The organism is Nonomuraea sp. NPDC052116 (assembly GCF_040680035.1).
Lineage (GTDB): Bacteria > Actinomycetota > Actinomycetes > Streptosporangiales > Streptosporangiaceae > Nonomuraea > Nonomuraea angiospora_A.
In genome coordinates this window covers 93,614-115,372 of record NZ_JBFAWA010000020.1, presented here as the reverse complement: position 1 = coordinate 115,372, position 21,759 = coordinate 93,614, and the positions used below count along the sequence as shown (strand labels likewise).

Annotated in this window: 21 protein-coding genes; 14 read left to right on the top strand and 7 right to left on the bottom strand. The window is 68.4% G+C overall.

Translation table 11 applies throughout. The features are described 5' to 3' along the window. Positions 1-8 precede the first annotated feature (8 nt). Positions 9-626 carry a CoA pyrophosphatase gene (locus AB0L65_RS34175; protein ID WP_364254098.1) on the top strand — a complete coding sequence of 206 codons (618 nt, stop codon included), beginning with the start codon at positions 9-11 and terminating at the stop codon, positions 624-626. On the opposite strand, the gene AB0L65_RS34170 is transcribed toward AB0L65_RS34175, so the two are convergent. Further along, positions 623-1,135: a HEAT repeat domain-containing protein gene (locus AB0L65_RS34170; RefSeq protein ID WP_364253789.1), complete on the bottom strand. Its 513-nt coding sequence runs from the start codon at positions 1,133-1,135 to the stop codon at positions 623-625. The two genes, AB0L65_RS34175 and AB0L65_RS34170, sit on opposite strands and share 4 nt — an antisense overlap. A gap of 81 nt (positions 1,136-1,216) precedes the next feature. Between AB0L65_RS34170 and AB0L65_RS34165 the strand changes: the two genes are divergently transcribed. Beyond that, positions 1,217-2,407 (top strand): MarP family serine protease, encoded by a 1,191-nt coding sequence (locus AB0L65_RS34165; RefSeq protein ID WP_364253786.1) that lies wholly within the window; start codon positions 1,217-1,219, stop codon positions 2,405-2,407. Between the two features lie 10 nt (positions 2,408-2,417). On the opposite strand, the gene AB0L65_RS34160 is transcribed toward AB0L65_RS34165, so the two are convergent. The 3 genes from AB0L65_RS34160 to AB0L65_RS34150 are packed head-to-tail and all read right to left on the bottom strand — an operon-like array spanning position 2,418 to position 4,208. After that, on the bottom strand, positions 2,418-2,861 hold the full coding sequence (locus tag AB0L65_RS34160) for a DUF309 domain-containing protein (protein ID WP_364253783.1): 444 nt from the start codon (positions 2,859-2,861) through the stop codon (positions 2,418-2,420). Next, a complete protein-coding gene (locus AB0L65_RS34155) occupies positions 2,858-3,778 on the bottom strand; it encodes an alpha/beta hydrolase (RefSeq protein ID WP_363976932.1) in 921 nt (306 codons plus the stop codon). Before AB0L65_RS34155 ends, AB0L65_RS34160 begins: the two co-directional genes overlap by 4 nt. Beyond that, entirely contained in the window at positions 3,768-4,208 is a 441-nt protein-coding gene (locus AB0L65_RS34150; RefSeq protein ID WP_192789404.1) for a phage holin family protein, read from the bottom strand. The genes AB0L65_RS34155 and AB0L65_RS34150 overlap by 11 nt, the downstream gene beginning before the upstream one ends. Here AB0L65_RS34150 and AB0L65_RS34145 point away from each other — a divergent pair. Further along, positions 4,207-4,338: a hypothetical protein gene (locus tag AB0L65_RS34145; protein WP_350732724.1), complete on the top strand. Its 132-nt coding sequence runs from the start codon at positions 4,207-4,209 to the stop codon at positions 4,336-4,338. The genes AB0L65_RS34150 and AB0L65_RS34145 overlap by 2 nt on opposite strands. A gap of 173 nt (positions 4,339-4,511) precedes the next feature. Here the strand turns inward: AB0L65_RS34145 and acs are convergent, their stop codons facing one another. Further along, positions 4,512-6,485, bottom strand: coding sequence for an acetate--CoA ligase (gene acs / locus AB0L65_RS34140; RefSeq protein ID WP_364253780.1), 1,974 nt, complete (start codon positions 6,483-6,485; stop codon positions 4,512-4,514). A 311-nt stretch (positions 6,486-6,796) separates the two neighbouring features. Here acs and AB0L65_RS34135 point away from each other — a divergent pair, with 311 nt between their 5' ends. The 5 genes from AB0L65_RS34135 to AB0L65_RS34115 all read left to right on the top strand — a co-directional run bounded on the left by AB0L65_RS34135 (position 6,797) and on the right by AB0L65_RS34115 (position 13,193). After that, positions 6,797-7,579 (top strand): oxidoreductase, encoded by a 783-nt coding sequence (locus AB0L65_RS34135; protein WP_363976925.1) that lies wholly within the window; start codon positions 6,797-6,799, stop codon positions 7,577-7,579. 1,423 nt (positions 7,580-9,002) lie between these two features. Then, positions 9,003-10,043: a septum site-determining protein Ssd gene (ssd, locus tag AB0L65_RS34130; RefSeq protein WP_364253778.1), complete on the top strand. Its 1,041-nt coding sequence runs from the start codon at positions 9,003-9,005 to the stop codon at positions 10,041-10,043. Further along, positions 10,040-11,218, top strand: coding sequence for a TadA family conjugal transfer-associated ATPase (locus AB0L65_RS34125; protein ID WP_364253775.1), 1,179 nt, complete (start codon positions 10,040-10,042; stop codon positions 11,216-11,218). Before ssd ends, AB0L65_RS34125 begins: the two co-directional genes overlap by 4 nt. A 64-nt stretch (positions 11,219-11,282) precedes the next feature. Continuing rightward, on the top strand, positions 11,283-11,948 hold the full coding sequence (locus tag AB0L65_RS34120) for a type II secretion system F family protein (protein ID WP_364253772.1): 666 nt from the start codon (positions 11,283-11,285) through the stop codon (positions 11,946-11,948). Positions 11,949-12,404: 456 nt separating this feature from the next. After that, positions 12,405-13,193 carry a type II secretion system F family protein gene (locus AB0L65_RS34115; RefSeq protein WP_364253769.1) on the top strand — a complete coding sequence of 263 codons (789 nt, stop codon included), beginning with the start codon at positions 12,405-12,407 and terminating at the stop codon, positions 13,191-13,193. A gap of 462 nt (positions 13,194-13,655) precedes the next feature. Here AB0L65_RS34115 and AB0L65_RS34110 read toward each other — a convergent pair whose 3' ends face one another. Further along, positions 13,656-14,057 (bottom strand): hypothetical protein, encoded by a 402-nt coding sequence (locus tag AB0L65_RS34110; RefSeq protein ID WP_364253766.1) that lies wholly within the window; start codon positions 14,055-14,057, stop codon positions 13,656-13,658. A gap of 267 nt (positions 14,058-14,324) precedes the next feature. On the opposite strand from AB0L65_RS34110, the gene AB0L65_RS34105 reads away from it, so the two are divergent. The 5 genes from AB0L65_RS34105 (at position 14,325) to AB0L65_RS34085 (ending at position 18,458) form a co-directional block, all read left to right on the top strand. After that, a complete protein-coding gene (locus AB0L65_RS34105; protein ID WP_364253763.1) occupies positions 14,325-14,999 on the top strand; it encodes an SAM-dependent methyltransferase in 675 nt (224 codons plus the stop codon). Between the two features lie 1,527 nt (positions 15,000-16,526). Further along, positions 16,527-16,859, top strand: coding sequence for a hypothetical protein (locus AB0L65_RS34100; protein ID WP_364253760.1), 333 nt, complete (start codon positions 16,527-16,529; stop codon positions 16,857-16,859). A 348-nt stretch (positions 16,860-17,207) separates the two neighbouring features. Further along, positions 17,208-17,675 carry a DUF4244 domain-containing protein gene (locus AB0L65_RS34095; protein WP_364253757.1) on the top strand — a complete coding sequence of 156 codons (468 nt, stop codon included), beginning with the start codon at positions 17,208-17,210 and terminating at the stop codon, positions 17,673-17,675. Continuing rightward, positions 17,672-18,064 (top strand): TadE family type IV pilus minor pilin, encoded by a 393-nt coding sequence (locus tag AB0L65_RS34090; protein ID WP_364253754.1) that lies wholly within the window; start codon positions 17,672-17,674, stop codon positions 18,062-18,064. The genes AB0L65_RS34095 and AB0L65_RS34090 overlap by 4 nt, the downstream gene beginning before the upstream one ends. Continuing rightward, positions 18,030-18,458 (top strand): Rv3654c family TadE-like protein, encoded by a 429-nt coding sequence (locus tag AB0L65_RS34085; RefSeq protein WP_364254095.1) that lies wholly within the window; start codon positions 18,030-18,032, stop codon positions 18,456-18,458. The genes AB0L65_RS34090 and AB0L65_RS34085 overlap by 35 nt, the downstream gene beginning before the upstream one ends. A gap of 29 nt (positions 18,459-18,487) precedes the next feature. On the opposite strand, the gene AB0L65_RS34080 is transcribed toward AB0L65_RS34085, so the two are convergent. Then, positions 18,488-19,228 (bottom strand): class I SAM-dependent methyltransferase, encoded by a 741-nt coding sequence (locus AB0L65_RS34080; RefSeq protein WP_364253751.1) that lies wholly within the window; start codon positions 19,226-19,228, stop codon positions 18,488-18,490. Positions 19,229-19,996: 768 nt separating this feature from the next. On the opposite strand from AB0L65_RS34080, the gene AB0L65_RS34075 reads away from it, so the two are divergent. After that, on the top strand, positions 19,997-21,667 hold the full coding sequence (locus AB0L65_RS34075) for a hypothetical protein (RefSeq protein WP_364253748.1): 1,671 nt from the start codon (positions 19,997-19,999) through the stop codon (positions 21,665-21,667). Positions 21,668-21,759: the final 92 nt, after the last annotated feature.

Below are 21,759 nucleotides of genomic sequence, written 5' to 3'. Positions count from 1 at the left end.
TCGACCGACTGGCGGCGCAGGCTCAGCGCTTCGACGTACCGGGATGGTGGACGCCCCCCAACGGCAGCGGGCGGGCCGCCGCGGTGCTGATGCTGTTCGGCGAGGGGGCGCTCGGCCCCGACGTCCTGCTCATCCAGCGCAGCACGCTCGGGCGCAGGCACGCGGGCCAGCCCGCCTTTCCCGGCGGCGGCGTCGACCCCGACGACGGAGGACCCGTCGCGGCGGCGCTGCGCGAGGCCGAAGAGGAGACCGGCGTCGATCCCGCGGGCGTCCACGTGCTGTGCACGATGCCCGAGCTGTACCTCAGCCACAGCGACAACCGGGTCACGCCGGTCATCGCCTGGTGGCGCGAGCCGTCGGCCGTGCACGCGGCCTCGCCGAGCGAGGTGGAGTCCGTGGAGCGGGTGCCGATCGCCGAGCTGGTCGACCCCGCCAACCGGGTCACGCTGCGGCATCCACGAGGGTCGGCGGGGCCGGCGTTCCGGGTGCGGGGGATGCTGGTGTGGGGGTTCACCGCGATGGTGCTCGACACCGTGCTGCGCGAGGGCGGGCTGGCGCGCCCGTGGGACTCCGCGCAGGTGGAGGACCTCCCGCAGGAAGTGATCGACCTGGCGTCCAGGGGTTAGCGGGACGAGCGCAGGGCCACGCCCAGGGAGGCCCAGCCCGCCACGTCCTTGTCGCTGTCGGCCGCCAGCGCGCGCAGCGTCTCCAGGCCGGCCCGGTCAGGGGGGTCGCCGAGCACGTGCTGCAGCGCGTACGCGGCGCCGTAGCGCACCCTCGCGTCGTCGTGGCCGGCCAGCTCGATCACCGACGGCAGCGACCGCGGGTCGGCCAGGTGCCCGAACGCGATCAGCACCGAGTAGAGCACCATGGCGTCGTCCTCGCTGGCCGCCAGGTAGCGCAGCACCGGCAGCGTACGGTCCACGAACGGCCCCAGCATCCCCATGATGTCCACGCCGAGCAGCCGCTCCGCCACCGTGTCCGCGGCGCACAGCCGGCGCGCCTCGATGAAGGACTCCAGATCACCGCGCTGCCGCAGCACGGAGATCACGTGCCAGCGCAGGGGGCCGTCGGGGTCGGTGTCGCACAGAGCTGCCTCGATGAGATCGCGCACTGTTTCCCCGGCCGACGGCATACCGCTCAAGGTAGCCACGCGGTGACGCCGTCCTGGCGGAAGACGTGCACACTTGACCGTATCCCTGGTTAGCTTTGAAACGTGCGCGGTGATCTGCTTGACCTCATCTTGATCGGCCTCGTGATCGCCTTCGGCGTCTCGGGTTACCGGCAGGGCTTCATCATCGGGGCGATGAGCTTCGTGGGGTTCGTCGGCGGGGCCGTGCTCGGCGTCTTCATCGCGCCACCGATCTCCAAGGCCCTGGTCAGCGGCGACACCCCGCAGGCGCTGCTGGCGATCGTGATCGTCTTCCTGGCCGCCACCATCGGCCAGTTCGCGTCCTCGACGCTCGGCGCCGTCGTGCGCAGCCACGTCACGTGGGAGCCCGCCAAGGTGGCCGACGCGGTCGGCGGCACGTTCTCCAGCGCGCTGTCCGTGCTGGTGATCGCCTGGCTGATCGGCTCGCTGATCGTCTCCACGGCCTTCAGCCCCCTCGTCGACCAGGTGAAGAACTCCGCGCTGCTGACCACCGTCGACGACGTGATCCCGCAGGCCGCGCGCAACTGGCAGCAGCCGTTCAAGAAGTTCATCGACCGGTCGGAGTTCCCGCCCGTCTTCGACGCCATCGGCGCGGGCACGATCGTCGACGTGCCGCCGCCCGACCAGAGCGTGCTGCAGGGCGCCAAGCTGAGCCGCGCCCGGCGGGCCATCGTCAAGGTGCAGGGCAACGCGGAAAGCTGCAACAAGCACATCGAGGGCACCGGCTTCGTCTACGCCCCCGGCCGGATCATGACCAACGCCCACGTGGTCGCCGGCGTGACCCGCGACCTGCAGGTCATCGACTCCAACAACACGCCGCACGCGGCCACCGTCGTGCGCTACAACCCGCGCCGCGACATCGCCGTCCTCTACGTGCCCGGCCTCGACCTGCCGCAGCTCTCCTTCGACGGCGACGGCTCGCGCGGCGACAGCGCCATCATCGCCGGGTTCCCCAAGAGCAAGGGGTTCACCGCGGAGCCGGCCAGGATCGGCGGGCAACTCGACGCCGAGGGGCCCGACATCTACCGCGACGCCACGGTCAGGCGCAAGGTGTACGCGATCCGCGGGAAGGTGCTGCCCGGCAACTCGGGCGGCCCGCTGCTCACGGTGGACGGCCGGGTCTACGGCGTGATCTTCGCCGCCGCGATCAACGAAGAGGAGACCGGCTACGTCCTGACGGCCGAGGAGGTCGCCCCCGACGCGGCCCAGGGCCGCAACGACACCACCCCGGCCAGCACCCAGAAGTGCGACTGACGCCCGGCTCTCAGCCGGGCAGCTTGTCCAGGATCGTGGCGATGGCCTCGTCGGGGTCGCTGTCCTGACCGAACCCCGAGGCCGCCTTGCCGACCGCGTCGTACGCGCCGCCGTACCCCTGGACCCTGGCGGCGCCGCGGCCGAAGAGGGTCAGCGCCCCGCGCCCGTTGCCGCGCTGCAGGTGCGTCAGCCCGACGCAGATCTGCGCGAGGCCCTGCCACAGCTCGCGCTCGTCCTCCGGCGCGCATTTCCAGCGGCCCTCGAACACCTCGTGCGCGTTGAACGGCAGGCCCTCGCCGAGGAAGCCGCGGGCGTCGGCCAGGGCCTGTTCGGTGGTGGGGGCGTAGTCGTCGGGGACCCGGGGCACGCCGGGTTCGCCGTAGGGGAGCGGCCTGCCGTACGCGTCGCGCGGCCTGGCGTTACGGGGCCTGCCCTCGGGATCGCGGTCTCTCATCGGTCGGGCTCCGGATCGGCCAGCCAGCCGAGCAACTCGGTGTCGAACACGTCGGGGATCTCCTCATGGGGGAAGTGGCCGGCTCCTTCGAGCAGCCGCCACCGGTACGGGGCCGCCACGTAGCGGCCCGAGCCGTGCGCCGTACGCGGCAGGGCACGCGGGTCGAGCGCCCCGTGCAGGTGGAGCGTGGGGGCCTCGACCGCGGTGCGCATGGCCCTGGCGTAGCGGCGGCCGTCCGGGCGCAACTGGGAGCGGCCGAACCAGCGGTGGTACTCCAGCGCGCAGTGTGCCACGGCGGGGATGCGGAACGCCTCGCGGTACGTACGCGCGGTCTCGGGATCGGGCCAGCCGGGCCGCGACCAGTCGTCGAGCAAGCGGCCCACCAGGGCCCCTTCGCGGCGCCTGAGCCGGTGCTCGGGCAGCAGCGGCAGCTGGTGGCCCAGCGACTGCCGGCTGGCCCTGAGCTGGCCGAACGGGTCGCCGAGCAGCGCCTTGCGCAGGCGCAGGGGATGCGGGGCGGACACGGCGACCAGCCGGTGCACGCACTTGGGGTCGAGCACGGCCATCGTCCAGGCCAGCAGCCCGCCCCAGTCGTGCCCCACCACGATCGCGCCGGTCTCGCCGAGGGCCCTGATCAGGCCGGTCGCGTCGGCGGCCAGAGTGGGCAGGTCGTAGCCGCGCGGCGGCTTGTCGCTGCCGCCGTAGCCGCGCAGATCGGCCGCGACGGCCCGGTAACCCGCCTTCGGCAGCGAGACGAGCTGGTTGCGCCACGTCCACCAGAACTGCGGGAACCCGTGCAGCAGCAGCACCAGCGGCCCTTCCCCCGCCTCGACGACGTGGAAGCGGGTGCCGCCCGCGTGGACCGCGCGGTGCGTCCAGGGTCCCTCGATCTGTACGACCGACTCGTCAGGTGCCATCACGTGTCACCGGCTCACGATCGGGACGAACCGCCGGCAGCGTCTCGTCCTCGGGCGTGGCGATCTCCTTGAGCCCCTTGATCGACCTGGCGGTGCGCTTCATCCCGGCCAGTCCCTTGAGCCGCCTGACCCCGATGAACACCAGCAGACCCGCCACCACCAGGTAGAACACGGTCACGATGAGGAAGGCCAGCCAGTTGGGCAGCCACTGCGCCAGCACGAACGCGATCGTGAACGAGGCGAGGATCAGGCACAGGTGCGCCATGAAGGCGGCGGCGGCGAACAGGCCGCCCGCCGTGCCGACCCGCTTGGCGTCGAACCTGAACTCGGCCTTGGCCAGCTCGATCTCCGAGCGGACCAGGTCCGAGATCTGACTGCTCGCCTGGGCGACCAGCGAGCCCAGGGATTCTTCCTCGGGAGTCTGCGGCATGAACGTCTCCTATCGAGGCCTGGTGGCCGTGTCAAACATCATCCAGCGCGATGCGACGCTCGCGTACCGTGTGAAGCGGTACCGCCGCCAGGAGCTCTTCCGACAGTTTCGCCAGGCCGAGCCGCGCTGACAGCCAGGCGCCCCGAACACGCCGAAACTTGTCGAGCGCGAGTCCCGCTATCACTCCCAGAACTACCCGATCGAACAAGATAGCGCCCGCGCCGGGTACTCCGGGCTTCGCCCCAGGCTCTCAAGAGCCAGGCGCATGTCCCCATATTTCGGGACATGCGCCTGGAAGGTGGATCAGTCCTCGGACTTGGCGGACGGGAGCTTCTCCGAGATCAGGTTCATCACCGTGCTGTCGGCCAGCGTGGTGACGTCGCCGACGCTGCGGTTCTCCGCGACGTCGCGCAGGAGGCGGCGCATGATCTTGCCGGAGCGGGTCTTGGGCAGCTCAGGCACGACCAGGATCTGGCGCGGCTTGGCGATCGGGCCCAGGGTCTTGGCCACGTGGTTGCGCAGGTCGGCGGCGATGTCGTCGCTCTCCTCCGCCGAGCCGCGCAGGATCACGAACGACACGATCGCCTGGCCGGTGACCGGGTCGGTCGCGCCGACCACCGCCGCCTCGGCCACCTTCGGGTGGCTGACCAGCGCGCTCTCCACCTCCGTGGTGGAGATGTTGTGGCCGGAGACGAGCATGACGTCGTCCACGCGGCCGAGCAGCCACAGGTCGCCGTCGTCGTCCTTCTTGGCGCCGTCGCCGGGGAAGTACATCCCGTCGAACCTGCTCCAGTACGTGTCGATGTAGCGCTGGTCGTCGCCCCAGATCGTGCGGAGCATCGACGGCCACGGCTCGCGTACGACGAGGAAGCCGCCGCCCCCGTCGGGGACGCTGTTGCCCTGGTCGTCCACCACGTCGGCGGCGATGCCGGGGAGCGGGCGCATCGCGGCGCCCGGCTTGCCCGCGGTGACGCCGGGCAGCGGGCTGATCATGATGGCGCCGGTCTCCGTCTGCCACCAGGTGTCGACCACCGGGCAGCGGTCGTGGCCGATGTGCTCGCGGTACCAGACGTACGCCTCGGGGTTGATCGGCTCGCCCACGGAGCCCAGGATGCGCAGGCTGGACATGTCGAACTTCGCGGGGATGTCGTCACCCCACTTCATGAACGTCCGGATCGCGGTGGGCGCCGTGTAGAGGATCGTGATCTTGTACTTCTGCACGATCTCCCAGAACCGGCCGCGGTGCGGGGTGTCGGGGGTGCCCTCGTAGATGACGCTGGTGGCGCCGTTGGCGAGAGGGCCGTACACGATGTAGGAGTGGCCGGTCACCCAGCCGATGTCGGCCGTGCACCAGTAGATGTCGGTGTCGGGCTTGAGGTCGAAGACCGCGTGGTGCGTCCAGGCGGTCTGGGTGAGGTAGCCGCCGGTGGTGTGCAGGATGCCCTTGGGCCTGCCGGTGGTGCCGCTGGTGTAGAGGATGTACAGCGGGTCCTCGGCGTCGTGGGGCTCGGCGGTGTGCTGGTCGCTCTGTCGGTCGACCAGGTCGTGCCACCAGACGTCCTTCTCGCCGAAGGCGACGTCCTGGCCGGTACGGCGTACGACGAGGACGTTCTCGACCTGCGGGCACTCGGCGACGGCCTCGTCCACCGTGGGCTTGAGCGCCGACGGGTTGCCCCTGCGGTAGCCACCGTCGGCGGTGATGACGAGCTTGGCGTCGGCGTCGTCGATCCGGCTCTTCAGCGCCGTGGCCGAGAAGCCGCCGAACACCACCGAGTGGATCGCCCCGATGCGGGCGCAGGCCAGCATCGCGATCGGCAGCTCGGGGATCATCGGCATGTAGACGGCCACCCGGTCGCCCTTGCCGACGCCCAGCTCCTGGAGGGCGTTGGCGGCCTTGCTGACCTCGCGCTGGAGGTCGCTGTAGGTCAGGGTACGGGTGTCGCCCTCGGGCTCACCCTCCCAGTGGTAGGCGACCTTGTCGCCGCGGCCCTCCTCGACGTGGCGGTCGACGCAGTTGTAGGCCACGTTGAGCTCGCCGCCGACGAACCACTTGGCGAAGGGGGCGTTCCACTCGAGGGTCGTCTCCCACCGTTTGGCCCACGCCAGCCTCTCGGCCGCACGCTCCCAGAAGGCGAGACGGTCGGCGGCGGCCTCGTCATATGCGGCGGCGGTCACGTTCGCGGCCGCCGCCAGGTCAGCCGGCGGTGCGAACCGGCGGTTCTCCTGTAGCAGGTTCGACAGCGCCTGGGTCTCGTTGCCGGGGGTCTCCGGGGCCACCTCGTGCTCCTTCTATGGCCAGATTGGATAGGTCGTGTCCCACTTCACCAGCTCACGGCCTCTACACACAAGAGGTCTAGACAGGTCTGTACCGAGGGGTCCCCGCTTATCAGGTCGCATGACAACCGCTATTGAAACGTTGTCATCTTGAAATCTGGCGGGGACCCATAAAGGACTCCGCATATTCGGCGCCCGGTGATTTCTCAACCCACGGTCACCTTTTGAGCGCGCCCCGCCTCCCGTCGAGGCGCTGGTACGGTCGTCACCCGGTGGAGCGAGAGCGGTCGTACCCGCCGGTAAGGTCGGTTTCCGTGAGTGACCCACTGGCTGTCATCGCGGAGTTCCCCGGCGTCCCCGAGGCGGTCGACTCCGCCAGGCAGGACGTCGACCGGCTGTACCGCCATCGAGTCCTGCGCCGGGCCAGCCCGGCCGTCTCGACGGAGTCGTCCCTGCGCGGCGCCCGGGCCTCGGCGTCCCTGGAAGGCGTGGACGTGTCCCTCGACGCCCTGCGCCGGGACGAGGTCCACGACCCGCTGGTCCAGGGAGCCCTCCGGGCGTCGGCGGAGCTGGGTCGCCTGGGCTCGTTGTGGCGGACGGCGCCGAGGCAGGTGCTGGCCCGCCTGCACACGGTGGCGGCCGCCGGCCTGGCGCCGCAGTCCGCCCTGGGCCGTCCGCGGGCGGTGGACGAGGCGCCGGACCCGCTGGGGCTGGGGCCCGCGCCGGGCGCTTCGGAGACGGCGACGCGCATGGAGGGGCTGCTCGGGCTGCTCGAACGGCCCACGAAGGCGCCCGCGATCGTGCTGGCCGCCGTCATGCACGCCGAGCTGGCCGTACTGCGTCCCTTCGGCGCGGCGGACGGGATCGTGGCGCGCGCGGCCGAGCGCCTGACCCTGGTCGAGTACGGCCTGGACCCGAAGTCCCTCGTGGCCGTGGAGGTGGGGCACCTGGAGCACGCCTCGTACGCCGGGGGCCTGAGCGCGTACCTGAGCGGGACCCCGGAGGGCGTCGCCCAGTGGGTACAACAGTGTGCCTCCGCAGTAAGTCTCGGGGTGCGCGAGGCGACCGCCATCTGCGAGGCGATGCAACGAGGCTGAGGTCGCCGCGGCGGAAGCGCAGGTGGGAGCGTTGGGCTGGGCCGCCGACATAGCTGACGGCGCCTCAGTCAAGAGACGCCGTCTGCTGGCGCATCACACCGGGTTACCAAGCGTGCACCTCTATTCGTCGGAGCGGGTCAAGCCCGTCACGACGCGCCTCCCGCGGCTGGTCGCGCGTGGGTACCCGGCTGATGCGCCCGGACAAGAGGTCCGTGACACCTTTCTACGTCGGATCCGCCCTGATGGGAAGCCCTCGGACCAAGACCTTTACCCGCCTATGAGCAGGGCCCCGGCATACGTCGCCATCGCCACCCTCCGTGATCTGGTTACCAACCTGTGATGATTACAGAGAGTGACCTTCTTTATGTGATCGTTATGGCGCAGACAAAAAACTTGGCGAAAATGCGAGATTGCTCCTCGACGAAACTCGAGTCCATCGGGCAGCATACGGGGGTATCGCCCGAAACTGGAGCAACCGTGCACGGGGGACCTTTGCCAGTCCCTTGCCAGGCTCTGGTGAAGTGATGAAAGCTTTCTTCTGAAACGGGACCGGCTCTACCCCCCCGGAGCCGGACCGATCAGGCGACCCCCGCTCTCCCCCCCGGCGGGGGTCGCCCCTTTTCCACCCCAAGTCCGTACACCACGCCCTCCACACCGCCAATCGCCCTCCCACGGCCTCGGTGCCTTCCCACGGCATGCCTCTCACCGAGCGCCCCCGCGCGCCTCGCACCCTCCTACGGCGCGCTTCGCACCCTTCTACGGCGCGTCTCCACCAATGCGCCCTTCTGCGAGGCGCTTCGACCAATCGCGCCCTCCCACCGCGCCTCGCGCCGAGCAGCCCTGCGACCAAACCACCTCGCGCCGCAGTCACCCGTGGCGCCTTTACGAGCACCTCCCGGCACCGCGCCCTCCACCGCAGCGGCACCCAACCACCCCGCCGCATCCGTGCGCCCGGCCACCGTCGGTGCCGAGACTCGACCGCTGCACTTGCCTCCGAACCCACGGTCGCGCCCGAGCATTCCGACCCACATCGCCCCCGCTTGAGCATTCCGGGCCCCCACCGCCCCTCGCCCAAGGCACCCCAGGATCCCTCACCCGCATCCGAGCCCACCGCCCGCGCCTGAGCACTCCGCTCCCCAGCGCACCCGCACCCATGACAGCCCCAGCAGCCAACACCAACACATCCCAGCGTCCCCCACCCGCATCCGGACCCACCCACACACGCCCGAGCGCTCCCGGCACCCACCCACCGCCTCCGCGACAGCAGCACCACAAGCCCCCACTACGCGTCCAGGCCAGGCCACTTATCCACAGGCACACCACAACCCCCACCCAACAATCCCCAGAACCCCGTTCACCCTCTCCCCACCCCACCCACCTCCAGCAAGGTTGGCCTCCCGACACCACCCCCGGAGAGGCCGACATGCACCGCCCCCTGGTCATCACCGAAGACCACGCCCTGCTCGACGACCTGGTCCGCATAGCCGCCGCAGCAGGCGCCCAACTCGATGTGGCCCACGTCCCCGCCCACGCCCGCCCGTTCTGGAACCTGGCCCCGCTGATAGCAGTAGGCGCCGATCAGGCAGACGCCGTGGCCGCGAGCTCACCCCCCACCCGAGACCAGGTAGTCCTCGTGACCCGGGCCCCCGACGACCCGGACACCTGGCGAAAATGCGTGGCCGTGGGCGCCCAGGCCGTCGTGACCCTCCCCACCGACGAGCGCCACCTGGTGGAGCGATTGGCGGACGCCATGGAGCCCGACCCCCGCTCAGGATCCGTGATCTGCGTGATCGGCGGCCGAGGCGGGGCAGGCGCGAGCGTGCTGTCGGCATGCCTGTCCCTGCGCGCCTCGGGCGATCACCTCCGGACCTTGCTGGTGGACGCCGACCCGCTGGGCGGCGGCATAGACGCCCTGTTGGGCCACGAGGAGGCATCGGGCGCCCGCTGGGGAGACCTGGTCGCCAGAGAGGGCCGGATCAACTCCAGCGCACTTCAGGCCGCGCTGCCGTCGTTCGGTGACCTGGCGGTCCTCTCCTTCCACAGAGGTGAGGTGGCGGCGATCCCCGCCCAGGCCATGCGTTCCGTCCTCGAGGCAGGCCAGCGAGGCTTCGACCTGATAGTCGTCGACCTCCCCCGGCACCTCGACCCAGCCGCGATCGAGGCCCTCACCAGGGCGAAGACCACGCTGATGGTCGCCACTGCCGACGTACGCGGCATCCTCTCGGCCGTACAGGTGCTGGGCGAGACCCGCAAGCACACCTCGGACATCCGCGCGATCCTCCGCCCAGGCGTGGTGGACGACGACATGGCCGCGGGTGCCCTGGGCATCCCGTCCGCCGGCACCCTGCCCGACCAGCCGAGACTGACCGCCACCCTCAACCGGGGCGAGCTGCCCAAGCTGGGCCCCCGCACCGTGATGGGCGCCCTGTGCGGCACACTCCTACAAGATCTCCTCCCGACATGAGCACCCTGAAATCACCCGCGGGGGCGGTGTCCCAGGAACTGGTCGAAGCAGTCCGCGTACGCCTGGCCAGAGCGGGCGTGGAACCCAGCGCCGCCCAGGTGGCAGTGGCCCTGAGAGCCGAGAAATCCGTGTACGGCGACGCGGAGATCCTCGCGGTGGCCAGGGCACTCTGCGCCGACCTCATCGGCGCCGGCCCTCTGGAGCCGCTCCTGGCCCGGCCAGACGTAACAGACGTCCTGGTCAACGGCCCGCGCGAGGTGTGGATAGATGATGGCGGCGGCCTACGCCGTACCTCCGTGACCTTCGCGGACGACAGGGCCGTACGCCGGCTGGCCCAGCGCTTGGCGTCCGTCGCGGGCAGGAGACTCGACGACGCCTCCCCGTACGTGGACGCCAGACTCGCCGGCGGCGTCCGCCTCCACGCCGTGCTTCCGCCGGTGGCGTCCGGTGGCACCTGCGTCTCGCTACGTCTTCCGCCACGCCGTACGTTCACCCTGGACGACCTGGTGTCGGCGGGCACGATCACCCCATCCGCCATCCTGGTGTTGACCGCCATGGTGACCGCCAGGCTGGCGTTCCTGGTGACGGGCGGCACAGGCACCGGCAAAACGACACTCCTGTCTGCCCTGCTCTCCCTCGCCGACCCGGCAGAACGCCTGCTCCTGGTAGAGGACTCAGCCGAGCTCCGCCCCCTCCACCCCCACATCGTCCGCCTGGAAACCCGCCCGGCGAACCTCGAGGGCGCGGGCGGTGTGAGCCTGCGCGACCTGGTACGCCAAGCGCTGCGCATGCGCCCGGACCGCTTGGTGGTCGGGGAGGTCAGGGGCAGCGAGGTGGTGGATCTGCTGGCCGCCCTCAACACAGGCCACGAAGGCGGCTGCGGCACCCTTCACGCCAACACCGCCGCCGACGTACCCCCTCGCCTGGAAGCACTGGGCTGCGCAGCGGGCCTGACCAGGGAAGCCGTACACAGCCAGCTGGCCGCGGCGCTCGACGCGGTCATCCACCTGACCCGCGGCCGCCCGGACGGCCGACGCCGCATAGCCGAGATCTGCCTGCTTTCCAGAACGTCAGCCGGCTTCGTCGAGTCGATCCCGGCCCTCACCTTCGACGCGAAGGGCAACTCCCGACCCGGCCCCGCCTACGACACCCTCTCCCAAAGAGCCCAGCCATGATTCCCACCACCAAGGCCACGCAATGACCGGCGCCCTCATAACGGCACTGTCCACAGCCTGCGCAGTGTGGCTGTGGACAGCCCCGGACACCCCCACCACCCGCCTGACCAGGCTCGTCACAGGCAGGGACAAACCCCGCTGGACATCCCTGACCACCCGCCTCACCCGCCCCACCCCCGCCCGCCGCGCCCAGCTCTGGCGCCACGCCTCAATCGAGCTGTGCCAGTCCCTGTCAGCAGAGCTGTCGGCGGGCCGCACGCCAGGAGAGGCACTGACCAGGGCAATCGCCTCAGTGGACTTCCCGGCCGCAGAAACCCTGCGCCCGGTCGTCGCCGCGGCAAGAGACGGCGGCGACGTCTCCGCGGCCCTCACCTCGTCGGCCCCACAGCAGGGCGGCGAGGGCCTCCGCCAACTGGCGGCCTGCTGGGAAGTAGGCGTCATGGTAGGCGCGGGCCTGGCCGCATTGGTCGAGCGAGTCGCGAGCACGTTGCGCGCAGCCCAAAGCCACCGCCAGGACGTCGCCGCCCAACTCGCGGGCCCTCGCACCACAGCCCGCCTCCTGGCCGTACTCCCAGCCCTCGGCCTCCTCATGGCCGCCGCCCTCAACATGCACCCTCTGGACTTCCTCCTGGGCAGCCTCCCCGGCCTCATGTGCCTGATAGCGGGCATCGCCCTCGACGCTTGTGGCCTGTGGTGGACCAACCACATGGCAACCCAAGCGCAAACCTAACCAACACCCCAATCGCCGCCCCAAGCCCAAGAGCGCAACCCGCACAGGCCGAACAGCCACCACCCACACAGCACCGCCACCTACACGGAACAGGCCCCACGGCATCGCCAACCACACAGCGCCCTCACCCATTCAGAACCGGCCGCACGCTCGGAAACCCCCGGCCCCACTCGCAACCGACCACTCACCTTCCACCCCCAGCCGGAAAGGCCCCCAGCAGAGCCCAGCGCCCAGCACTCCCCATCCACCAGTCCCGCCGCCGCCCTCCCGACCATCGCCCAGTCCCGACCACCGGCCAAGCCCAGCCACCCACCACGCCCAGCCATCAAGCGCCCCATCCACCAGGCCACTCATCAGGTCCGCTACCGCTTAGGCCTGGCCACTCACCAGGCCCGTCACCCACCAAGGTGGTCGCTCGCCAAGCCCCACCCCACTGAACCGATCGGACCCCGCCCAATGCTCGAATGGCTCTCCGCCTTGCTCACCGGGTTGGCCATATGGCTGTGGCTCTCTCCCCGAACCCCAGCAGAGCGCCTCTCCCGACTACGCCCGCCAGCCAAGCCCAAGCCTCAAGAGCCACATCCAAACCAGCAAACGCAAGCCCGCGCTGACGAGCCACTCTGGCAAGATTCCCCTCCAGCCGGCATCACCCGCAAGACGATCACCATCGCCACCTGCACCGGCCTGTTCACCGCACTCCTGATCGGCGGCATCCCGGGAACCATCGCCGGCCTCCTGATCACCCCAGCCGCCGCAGCCTTCCTCCACAAGAAACAACCCCAGCAGACCCACCACGACCGCCGCCGAATCGCGGCCGACCTCCCATTCGCCGCCGACTTGATGACCGCATGCCTGCTCGCCGGCCGCCCGGCGAGCGACGCCACGGAAATCGCCGCCAACGCGATCGGCGGGCCCCTGAGCCATCGGCTGAAATGGGTCAGCACCCAGCTACGCCTGGGCGCCGATCCTGACCCCACCTGGGCCACGCTCGCCAAGGACCCAGCCACGGCCCAACTCTCCCGAGCCATGAGCCGAGCGGCTCAAAGCGGCGCACCGGTAGCGGACGTACTAACCCGCCTGGCCGACGACGCCCGCGAAGCAGCCAGAGCCGATTCCGTCGCCTCAGCCAGAAGCGTCGGCGTAAAAGCAGTAGCCCCGCTCGGCCTCTGCTTCCTCCCGGCATTCGTCCTGCTGGGAATCATCCCCGTAATAGCCGGCCTGGCCTCCACAATCATCATCCCCTGAAGCTCCTACATTTCCAGAACAAGCTGATCACGAAGAGCCGAAGAATCACCCTCGCCAACCCCGGACTCGCGAAAATCAACCCTCAACATCAAGTCCGCCCAGCACACCGGAAGAAAGCCCTCACAATCCCACCCTCTTCCGAGTTCCCCGGCCCACGGGATCGCTGATCACCAATGAGGGGTAACACCTGCGGCCCAGCACCGAGCCTCGCGATCGAGGAACACAAGGCCATCCAGACAAACGACCACGCCAGGCCGCCTCACACCACCCACCGGCATCGAGTCCTCGCCGAGGCAGCGACCGCCGAAGAATCCTTCCAGGCCAGCGCGCCGTCGCATGGGCAGCCGACCAAACGCAACCACCCCTATATCGGGTATGGCCTGAGCTTTCGGCGCAGACCGGAGAGACCAGGCCAAGCCGCATGCAGGTTCGGCGAGCGATTGAGTCTGAATCCTCAGCCGATCACTGCGCTCGATCATGAGTGGGGTCTTTGCAGCATCGTGGTCGGTGGGATGCGAAGTGCTCGTTCATATGCCGTCGTAGAGCTGCCATCTCGTCCCCCTCGCTGCCAAGAGCGGCGAGGTCTTGTCTTATCTCGGTCTGGACGTTGCTGATCTCGGCCTTCAACTGAGCCATGCTGGTCGCGGTGCCGTCGTTGCCGTGGCTCTGGCCCGCTTTGAGCGTGCGGAGGTGCAACAGCAACTCGAGGATCTGTGCCTCTAGGTCCATGAATTCCTGCCTTTGTGCCAGCTCAGACGGATTGTAGGGTCTGGTGACGGGCCGGATTTGACTGTATGAGCACACGATGACAGAAAGCCTACGTCCATGGCAGTCATCGCCTGTAGCAAGGGTGGAGTTCTTCATGCGCAAGCTGATGTTGTTTCTCCCGCAGGAGATAATCGGACGCCGTAGGTGCGGGCGTAAATAGGCCCATGACCGGCGGAAGCGGAGAGAAGTGACAAATTCGTAGCCTGACGGCGCATCGAAGATCTACAACAAAAAGGGTCTGCGCCAGATACGTAAATGAGCAAGAGACCCATCCGCCGAAGACCTCGCCGACACCTTGAAGACCGGTCTACGCGGATAACCGACTGGCACCTCGTCGGTGGCGAGGCAGGGCGGATCTGACCGATGTACAAGCGGCAGCGCTGGAGCGGCCGCCCGCCCACGGACCTCTGCAGCGCCCTTTCTGGACGCTTCCCGCGCGACCGACCGCGGCAGTTCCTGGATGTCGGGACGGGTTTCCCCTCGATGGGCAATGTGCACGAGGTAGCCCAGAGCGTCCATGGTGACGCGCGGACGGTGTACGTGGACTATGACTATGACCCGGTCGTGGTCCGGCATGGGCGGGCGCTGCTGGCTACGGACGAGCGCACTGTGATGCTGGAAGAGGGCCTACGCAAGCCGGGACAGATCCTTGAGCAGGCGGCCGGTCTGCTGGACTTCGGTCAGCCGGTATGCGTGCTTCTGGTGGCGTGTCTGCATTTCGTCACCGCGCAAGAAGATCCGTACAGGATCGTGAAACGGCTGATGCGGTCCACAGGGCCGGGAAGCTATCTGGTCATCTCGCATGCGATCAAGACGGCGAGGACGGTCGCGGCTGCTGATGCCTACCGGGATGCGTCTGCGCCGGTGACGCTGCGGACGGAAACGCAGGTCGGCCGGATGTTCACGGCGGCGGGCGTGGAGATGGTGGAGCCGGGGCTGGTGCGGGTGCCGTCGTGGCGGCCGGATGGCAGTAATCCACTCGCCGAGAACGACGCCGAGAGGGTGGATGTCCTGGGCGGGGTCGGGAGGAAGGCGTGAACCCGGGGGCGGGGGTGGTCAGCCCGGCGGGGAGTCTGGCGCGGACGCTGGCTGAGGACCCGGAGTAGTACGGAATCGCGTCGCAGGTCTCGGAGTGCCAGGGGATCGCGCTGGTGGGGATCTGGCCGGTCGGCCTGGCGGTGTGGTGTGAGTGCGGGCCGTATGGATGGCGGTTTCGCTGGTGTCTGAACGCAACGGGTGAGCGATGGACATACACCTCGTGCCCGTGCTCGGCGATGGAGACGGAAGTGGCGCGGTTGACGCGCTTGTACCGGGATCGGTGGGAGCGGCTGTATGGCACGGCTTCACTGAGTGCTGGTGAGGGTGCGTTGTGATCGGAGATCAAGCCGCAGCGACGGGCTTTAGCTACCCGTATGTGATCGGCTGGACGGGTGAGGCGGAGTCGCTGGTCTGCACGCTCGGCGGTGGACGCGGAGGGCGAGCACGGCGCGTCAGCGCCGCGCGCAGTTCCGATGCCGGTCCGGCCGGCACGTCCCGTGGCCGTGTCCATCTGGGCGGGGAGGGAACCCGGGTGTCGCCGCGTGCCCGATACGGCCGGGAAACGGCCGTGGGGTGGGTTTGGCCGCGAGCGAAGCAATGCGGGCCACGCGCGAGCGAAGCGATGTGCGAGCGGGGTGGGGGCAAGGGGAGGGGCGGCAGCCTCTCCCCCTGGGAAGGGGACCGGGGAGGGGAACCCCTCCCCGGGGCGAAGAGGGGGAACGGCGAGGCGGACCCAACGCGGGCGCGTTGGGTGGCAACGGCTGCGGCGTGTCCGCACTCCCACTTATGGGGGCGGCTACGCGGGAGGGTGAGGGGGGTGGGTGGTGGGCTACCGCCCCACCAAGATCATTCCCGCGGGGCGTAGCCCCTCGGCCGGACGGGCTTGATGTAGAAGGGAAGGTCATCACACAGCGCTCGGGGCGCTCAAGCTGTCAGAGCGCCCTGTGGGCGCCCTGACTTGTTGGTTCGCTCAGCGGCGGTAGCCGCGTCGTCGGGCGCGACGGCGTGACTGCCTGTGCGTCCAGTCGTCTCCTGGCCCGGGTTGCATCAGGCGGATAGACGCGCCGACGAGATAGTTGTGGATAGCCATAGTGATCCCCCATGCGAATAGCGGCTGGGGAGAGCGCCCGATGCCGGATGGATACCTACATAGGCACCCCTCCTCGCAACCGTAAACCCAATGAGTCCTCGACACCTTCCCCGGATTTCCCCTCAGAGGGGTTCGTGGCCGAACCTTTGCGGCTCGGTGGCGCGGGCCATGCTGGAACGGTGATGAGCGGCTCCGGTCCGGGAGGAGGGGCGGCCCATAGCACGCCCCAGGGTGCTGGGGCCGCTGGTGTGCCGTGCGGGTATGGCAATGAATCAATCGAACATGTGTTTGATTATGGTCTGGCATTGTGGCTATCACCGGAACGCCCCAGATGCTGGGAGGTGCGGATGTGATTCCCGATCGACACGAGCGGTCTCGGGTTCACGGTCACGTCCGCGCCCGCTGCGGCCAAGGACTTCGCCACCAAGAAGGTCAAGGTGGCCGAGAACGGTCAGCCGGTCATGGTGGTGAAGCTGCTGGCGATGGACGGCAACGACTCCACCATGATCAAGTTCAACCTGGAGGGGGTGCAGCATCGCCTGGTGCCGGGCATGCCGGTGCGGGTGGAGGGCCTGGCCTACGACATGGCCAAGGACGGTGGGGTGCGCTGCTGGAGCGCGACCGCCGTGGTCCCGATCAACGGGGCGGCGGCCGCCCTTGTCGCTTCGGCGGCCGGTGAGTCGATGGCGGGTACGCGGGGGCGTAACCCGCTCGGGGCCGCGCGCCACTCGGTCGCCTCGGCGGCGGGTGAGTCCGAGGGCGAGGGCTGATGGATCTGGTCATCGCTTCGAGCGAGAACGCGCGGGTGCACGCCTGGCGCTTACCGCACGGCTGGCCGCTGCATCGAGGCGGCCCTAACAGGGCAAACGACCACCCGATAGTGATCCGACCTGCGAAAACGTGAACAACGGGCCACTCGCGGGCCAACTAGTCCAGTACGTGACTAAGTAACCACAAAGGCCCAGGTCAACCCCCTGGTTGTGGAAAACTCAACGTCCTCCACAGAACGCCGTTCGGTCCATCTCCTGCGACCCTGCTTCGGCCACCCTAAGGACTCCCGCCGGACAAGACCCCGGCTCCGAGCACTACCTGGAGGCACGATGCACAGTCCCGCCACCATGCCAGACGACATCAAAGCCACCCCAGAACTCAGTCACCCCACATCGAGCAACGAAACAGTCGGCAAGTTCTCACTCAGCCGCATCCACATCACCCGAAGCGCCCCATCAGCCCTCAATGCCGCCGCGGAAGCCACTGCTCACACCGCCTGGCCGTCAGGGGAAACCTCGACCAAGTCTCTGAGGGAAAACTCGACGACATCCAAGATCACCACGAGCACGCAAAACGGATCATCCGAGCCGGCCTCAGTTGGGCTCGCCACCCGCCTCGCTCCGACGCGAGCCAACCGATGGCTTCATTACGCGACGGTCAATCGTGAGCGCGGTATGTCCACAGCCGAATACGCAGTAGGCACGATTGCGGCCTGCGCCTTCGCCGCACTTTTGTTCAAGGTGGTGAGCAGTCCAGAGGTTCAGGAAATGCTGAAAGCCCTTATAGATCGAGCGCTCAATACCACCACCGGATGACCGTCCGCCAAGCGCGGACCTCCCTGGGCAGGAAGCGGTCGGCATCGCGGGGTTCGGTCACGGCCGAGACCGCCGCGATGCTGCCCGCGCTCATGGTCGTCCTCGCAGCCGCGCTGTGGGCCGTCCAAGCCGTCAGCGCCCAGCTCGAGTGCGTGGACGTGGCCCGCGCGGCGGCACGAGCCGCGGCCAGGGGCGAGCCCCTCGACCAGGTCATCATCCGAGCCCGTACGGCCATCCGCCCGGGGGCGCAGGTAGCCGTAACCCGCGACACGGAAACCACAAAGGTTCAGATCACTGTAGAAGTACGACCACCCTGGGCTCAATCATTGCCCGCAGTACGAATATCCGCCGCGGCTGTCGCCGACACCGAGCCTGGATATTCCCCATAACCACAGGAAAACGAGCCCGGCAGGCGAGGAGGTCCCCATCAATACTAAAGAAAAGGGCTCAGCCACACTGTGGGGTGTAGCTCTCATGGGTCTTCTGATGGCGGTGGCCACGGCGTTCGCCACGCTGGGCTCGGTACGCGTGGCACGCCATCGCGTAAACAGTGCCGCTGATCTGAGCGCCCTTGCCGCGGCCAAACTAGCGATAATCAATCCAGAAACCGCCTGCGCCCGAGCCGCTACCCTGGCCAGCCAGAACGGCGTGAAGCTGACCCAATGCAAAATCGCTGAAGAAATCGCCGATGTTTGGATCTCGCTGTCGATCTCACTACCGGTATTAGGCCCCCGTACGCTCATGGCCAGGTCTAGGGCCGGTCCAGCGGAAATGGCTCCCTGATCGTCGTCGGTGGCGTACACACCTAGTGATCAAGCGCGCATGCCGGAAAGCAGGAGAAACAACGGAACGCGACGCCGACGCGTCAACTCATCAGCATCCCCGGCGAAGCGATCCTCGAAAGGTGCACACTCGCGCAGCGAGGTCAGCGAAAATCCTGCCTTCGTGAGCGCGACAACATAATCCTCTACAGTGCGGTGGAACCACGTGACGGTGCTGCCCATCCACTCCCTTTCCCGTGGCCCTTGGAGAAAGTAGTCATCCACAACCCAAGACGTTCGCTTCTCCCGAACGCCGGAGTCGTGCGAGGTCAGAACCGGATGAACGACCGTGAAGATGATGCGTCCGCCGGGTGACAGGCATCCATGGAGGGTGGCCAGCACCGGCTCGATATCCTCGACATAGTGAAAGGCCAGCCGCGAAACAACCAGATCGAACGAAGAGGGCGGAGCGGAGAAGTCCTCGATGTCAACCATCTCGACGCGGCCGGCTGTTCCGCCTAACGCCGCGTTGGCAGCCTCGACCATCGCCGCGGAGCCGTCCAATCCCAGGTAGCTACGACAGCCGGCATCCAACAGGACTTGTCCGATGGCCGCATCCCCGCACCCGAGATCCAACACCCGAAGCCCAGCGACCTCACCCAACTCCGCCAGGAAAGCCGGTTCCTCCATCACATGGTTGGGGCTCGACACGCCACTATGCCGATGGCCGAGGTACCGCCCGACGACTTGGGGTGCGTCGTAGAAGGACCCACCGCGCTTGGTTGCAGCCACGGCCCCGAAGTGTAGATCGGTGACCCTGCCGGAGGCATCGTTGCCGAGGATCTGGTGGCGGAGGGTGGGGCGGGCTGGCTGGTGTGGGAGCTGATGGCGAAGGAGGGAGATGGGTGGGTGGGGAGTCGGGCGCGAAGGTGAGGTCGGTTGTTGGCTGAGGAGCAGGTGGCGAGGGCCGAGATCGCTCTCGGTCTGTGCTTGAGGTCGTCTGTGCTTGAGGTTGTCAGCGTCTGAGGTCGTGAGCGTCTGAGGTCGGTCTGTGCCTGAGGTTGGTCTGTGCCTGGGGTCAGTCTGCGCTGGGGTTGGTCTGTGCCTGGGGTCCGCTTCGGGTGAGTTGCCCCGCGGTGCACCGTCCTTGTCGCGTTCGTGAGTCGTCGACCGGGTGTTCTTCGCTGGCGAATGGGTGGCACGGTCGCTGGGGAGTAAATGTGGTGAATGGCGACATTTCGGTTGATGCGAAACGCGCGAATGAATCGACTGATTGGCCGAAAACGGGTGTGGCGGTTGGGGATTGCGGGGCTAGGTCGCGATCCAGTCACGAGTTCTTGGACGTGGTGTCCAAGAGTTGTGTATGTACCGTAAGGTTCCGCTTACCCTCAGTCCATGCCGTATGTGACAAGGCGCCTGTGAGCGCCGGAGCGAAGTCGCTAGGGTGCGGGGACGGGGACGGTCGGTGACCGTATCGGCCGGGTGGACTGCACTTCCGGTCGTCGCGTGAACGCCCCAGGGTGGTCAGGCGGCGCGAGGCTCTCGATGGAGGGAAGCGTCGTGACGGTAGTCGGCAGAGTGGTGGCCACAGGGATGATCGTGGCCGGCTCCATCGCGCTTGGCGGGACCGCTCAGGCCGCCGCGGTGACCTGGCGGGCCGACACGTCCGGGCAGATCACCTCGCCCGCTGACGGCCAGGTGCTTTCGAGCTCGTCTGTGACCGTTTCCGCGCAAACAGGCGTGATACAGCTGACCGTGGGCCTCTACGTCGAGGGGCCCTCCACGCCCAGCCAGAAGGTCGCCGGAGGGGGAGCGAGCCAGACGATCTCCGGCACGTTCGACGCCGGCAACGCCCCGAACGGGACCTTCACCGTGACCCTCAAGGGAGAACTCACGGGGAGCCAATACGCGAGCAGCACGTTCAAGCTCCGGCGGCCGCCCGGGGCGCCGGGCAACGTGAACGCGACCCGGCAGGGCAGCGCCAAGGTCCGGCTGACCTGGAGCAAGGGCTCGGAGCCCGACCTGCAGTCGTACGAGGTCTCCAACAGCCAGTCCGGCATCGTGGGAAGGTTGCCCGCCGACAGCGCGTGCGCCGGGTCCACGTGCCAGGCGGTGCTGGCCGTGCCGGCCAAGGCGAAGGGCCAGAAGGTGGGGTTCACGGTCAAGGCGTTCAGGGGTGACGGCGACGGCGGGTCGATCGGGTCGGGCAATTCGGCCGCCGCGTACGTCGCCTTCCCCGCCGCACCGACGCCCACGCCGACGAAGAAGAGGACCACCGGCACCCGGACCCCGAAGACCACCAAGAACGTCGACCCGCTCCCCACGCTGCCCGCCAAGAGACAGACCCTGCCGACGACGAAGCCGACGACACACAAGCGGACGACAGCCAAGCTTCCGGAAATACCCGACGCCGACCCGAACGGGAACCTGCCGATCCCCACGGCCGACGAAAGGGGGGGTCTGCGCCCATCCGACGCGAAGCGTGGCGCGGACACCGCTCCCGTCCAGCCCGACGTGAAGGCGCAGTCGAGCGAGTCACCGATCGGGAACCTCGGCCAGTACGGCCTCTACGTCGCAGCGGGCGTCCTCCTGTTGCTGTTCGGCGCCCATGCGGGGGCCTGGGCGCGGCGGCGGGCGCTCGCCACGGGTGAGAGCTCCACGCCTGGTATGACGGCAGCGGCGCCGGGTGTGAGCGCGTCGCCGGTCGGCGGGGTTCAGGCCGCTCACGCGAACGAAAGCGTTTCGGTCACCACGGCCCCGCCCCGGCGGCGGCCCGCCGTGATCCTGGCCGTCGCCAAGACTCGGGTTCCCGATCAGTCCCGGGATCAGCGGCCGGTGTCAGATGAGAGTTCCGAAGGGGTGACTCCGGAACGGTCGTCGGCGCCGCCCGCGCTCGACCGGAAGCGTGAGGATGCCTCCGCCGCGTTCGGGGTGGTGGAGGAGGTGCGAGACGCCCCGGAAACCCGCCAGGGGCCTGTTCGCATCACCTTGCCCAGTTCCGCGGTCACGGATGTCCCCAAGCCCGATGTGTCCCCCGTTCGGCCCGCCGCGCGGATGGAGGATCGCTGGGATGATTATCTGCCGCCGTCTCCTCGGTCAATGGAGGACAGCGGATTCTGGGAACGTCCGCAGCCGGGGGCGGCCGATTTCTGGTCCGGCGAAGACGATGACAAGGGTGAAGGCGAGGAACGCGCTTTTGTGGGTCCTCGGCATAGAGATGGCGAAAGCTAAATCGGCTATTTGATTCGGCTTATCGATCGACCGGGTCCGAGGTCTGGGTTGGCGTGCGATAGCGCAGGTGGAGATGGGTTCGGGGTACTCGG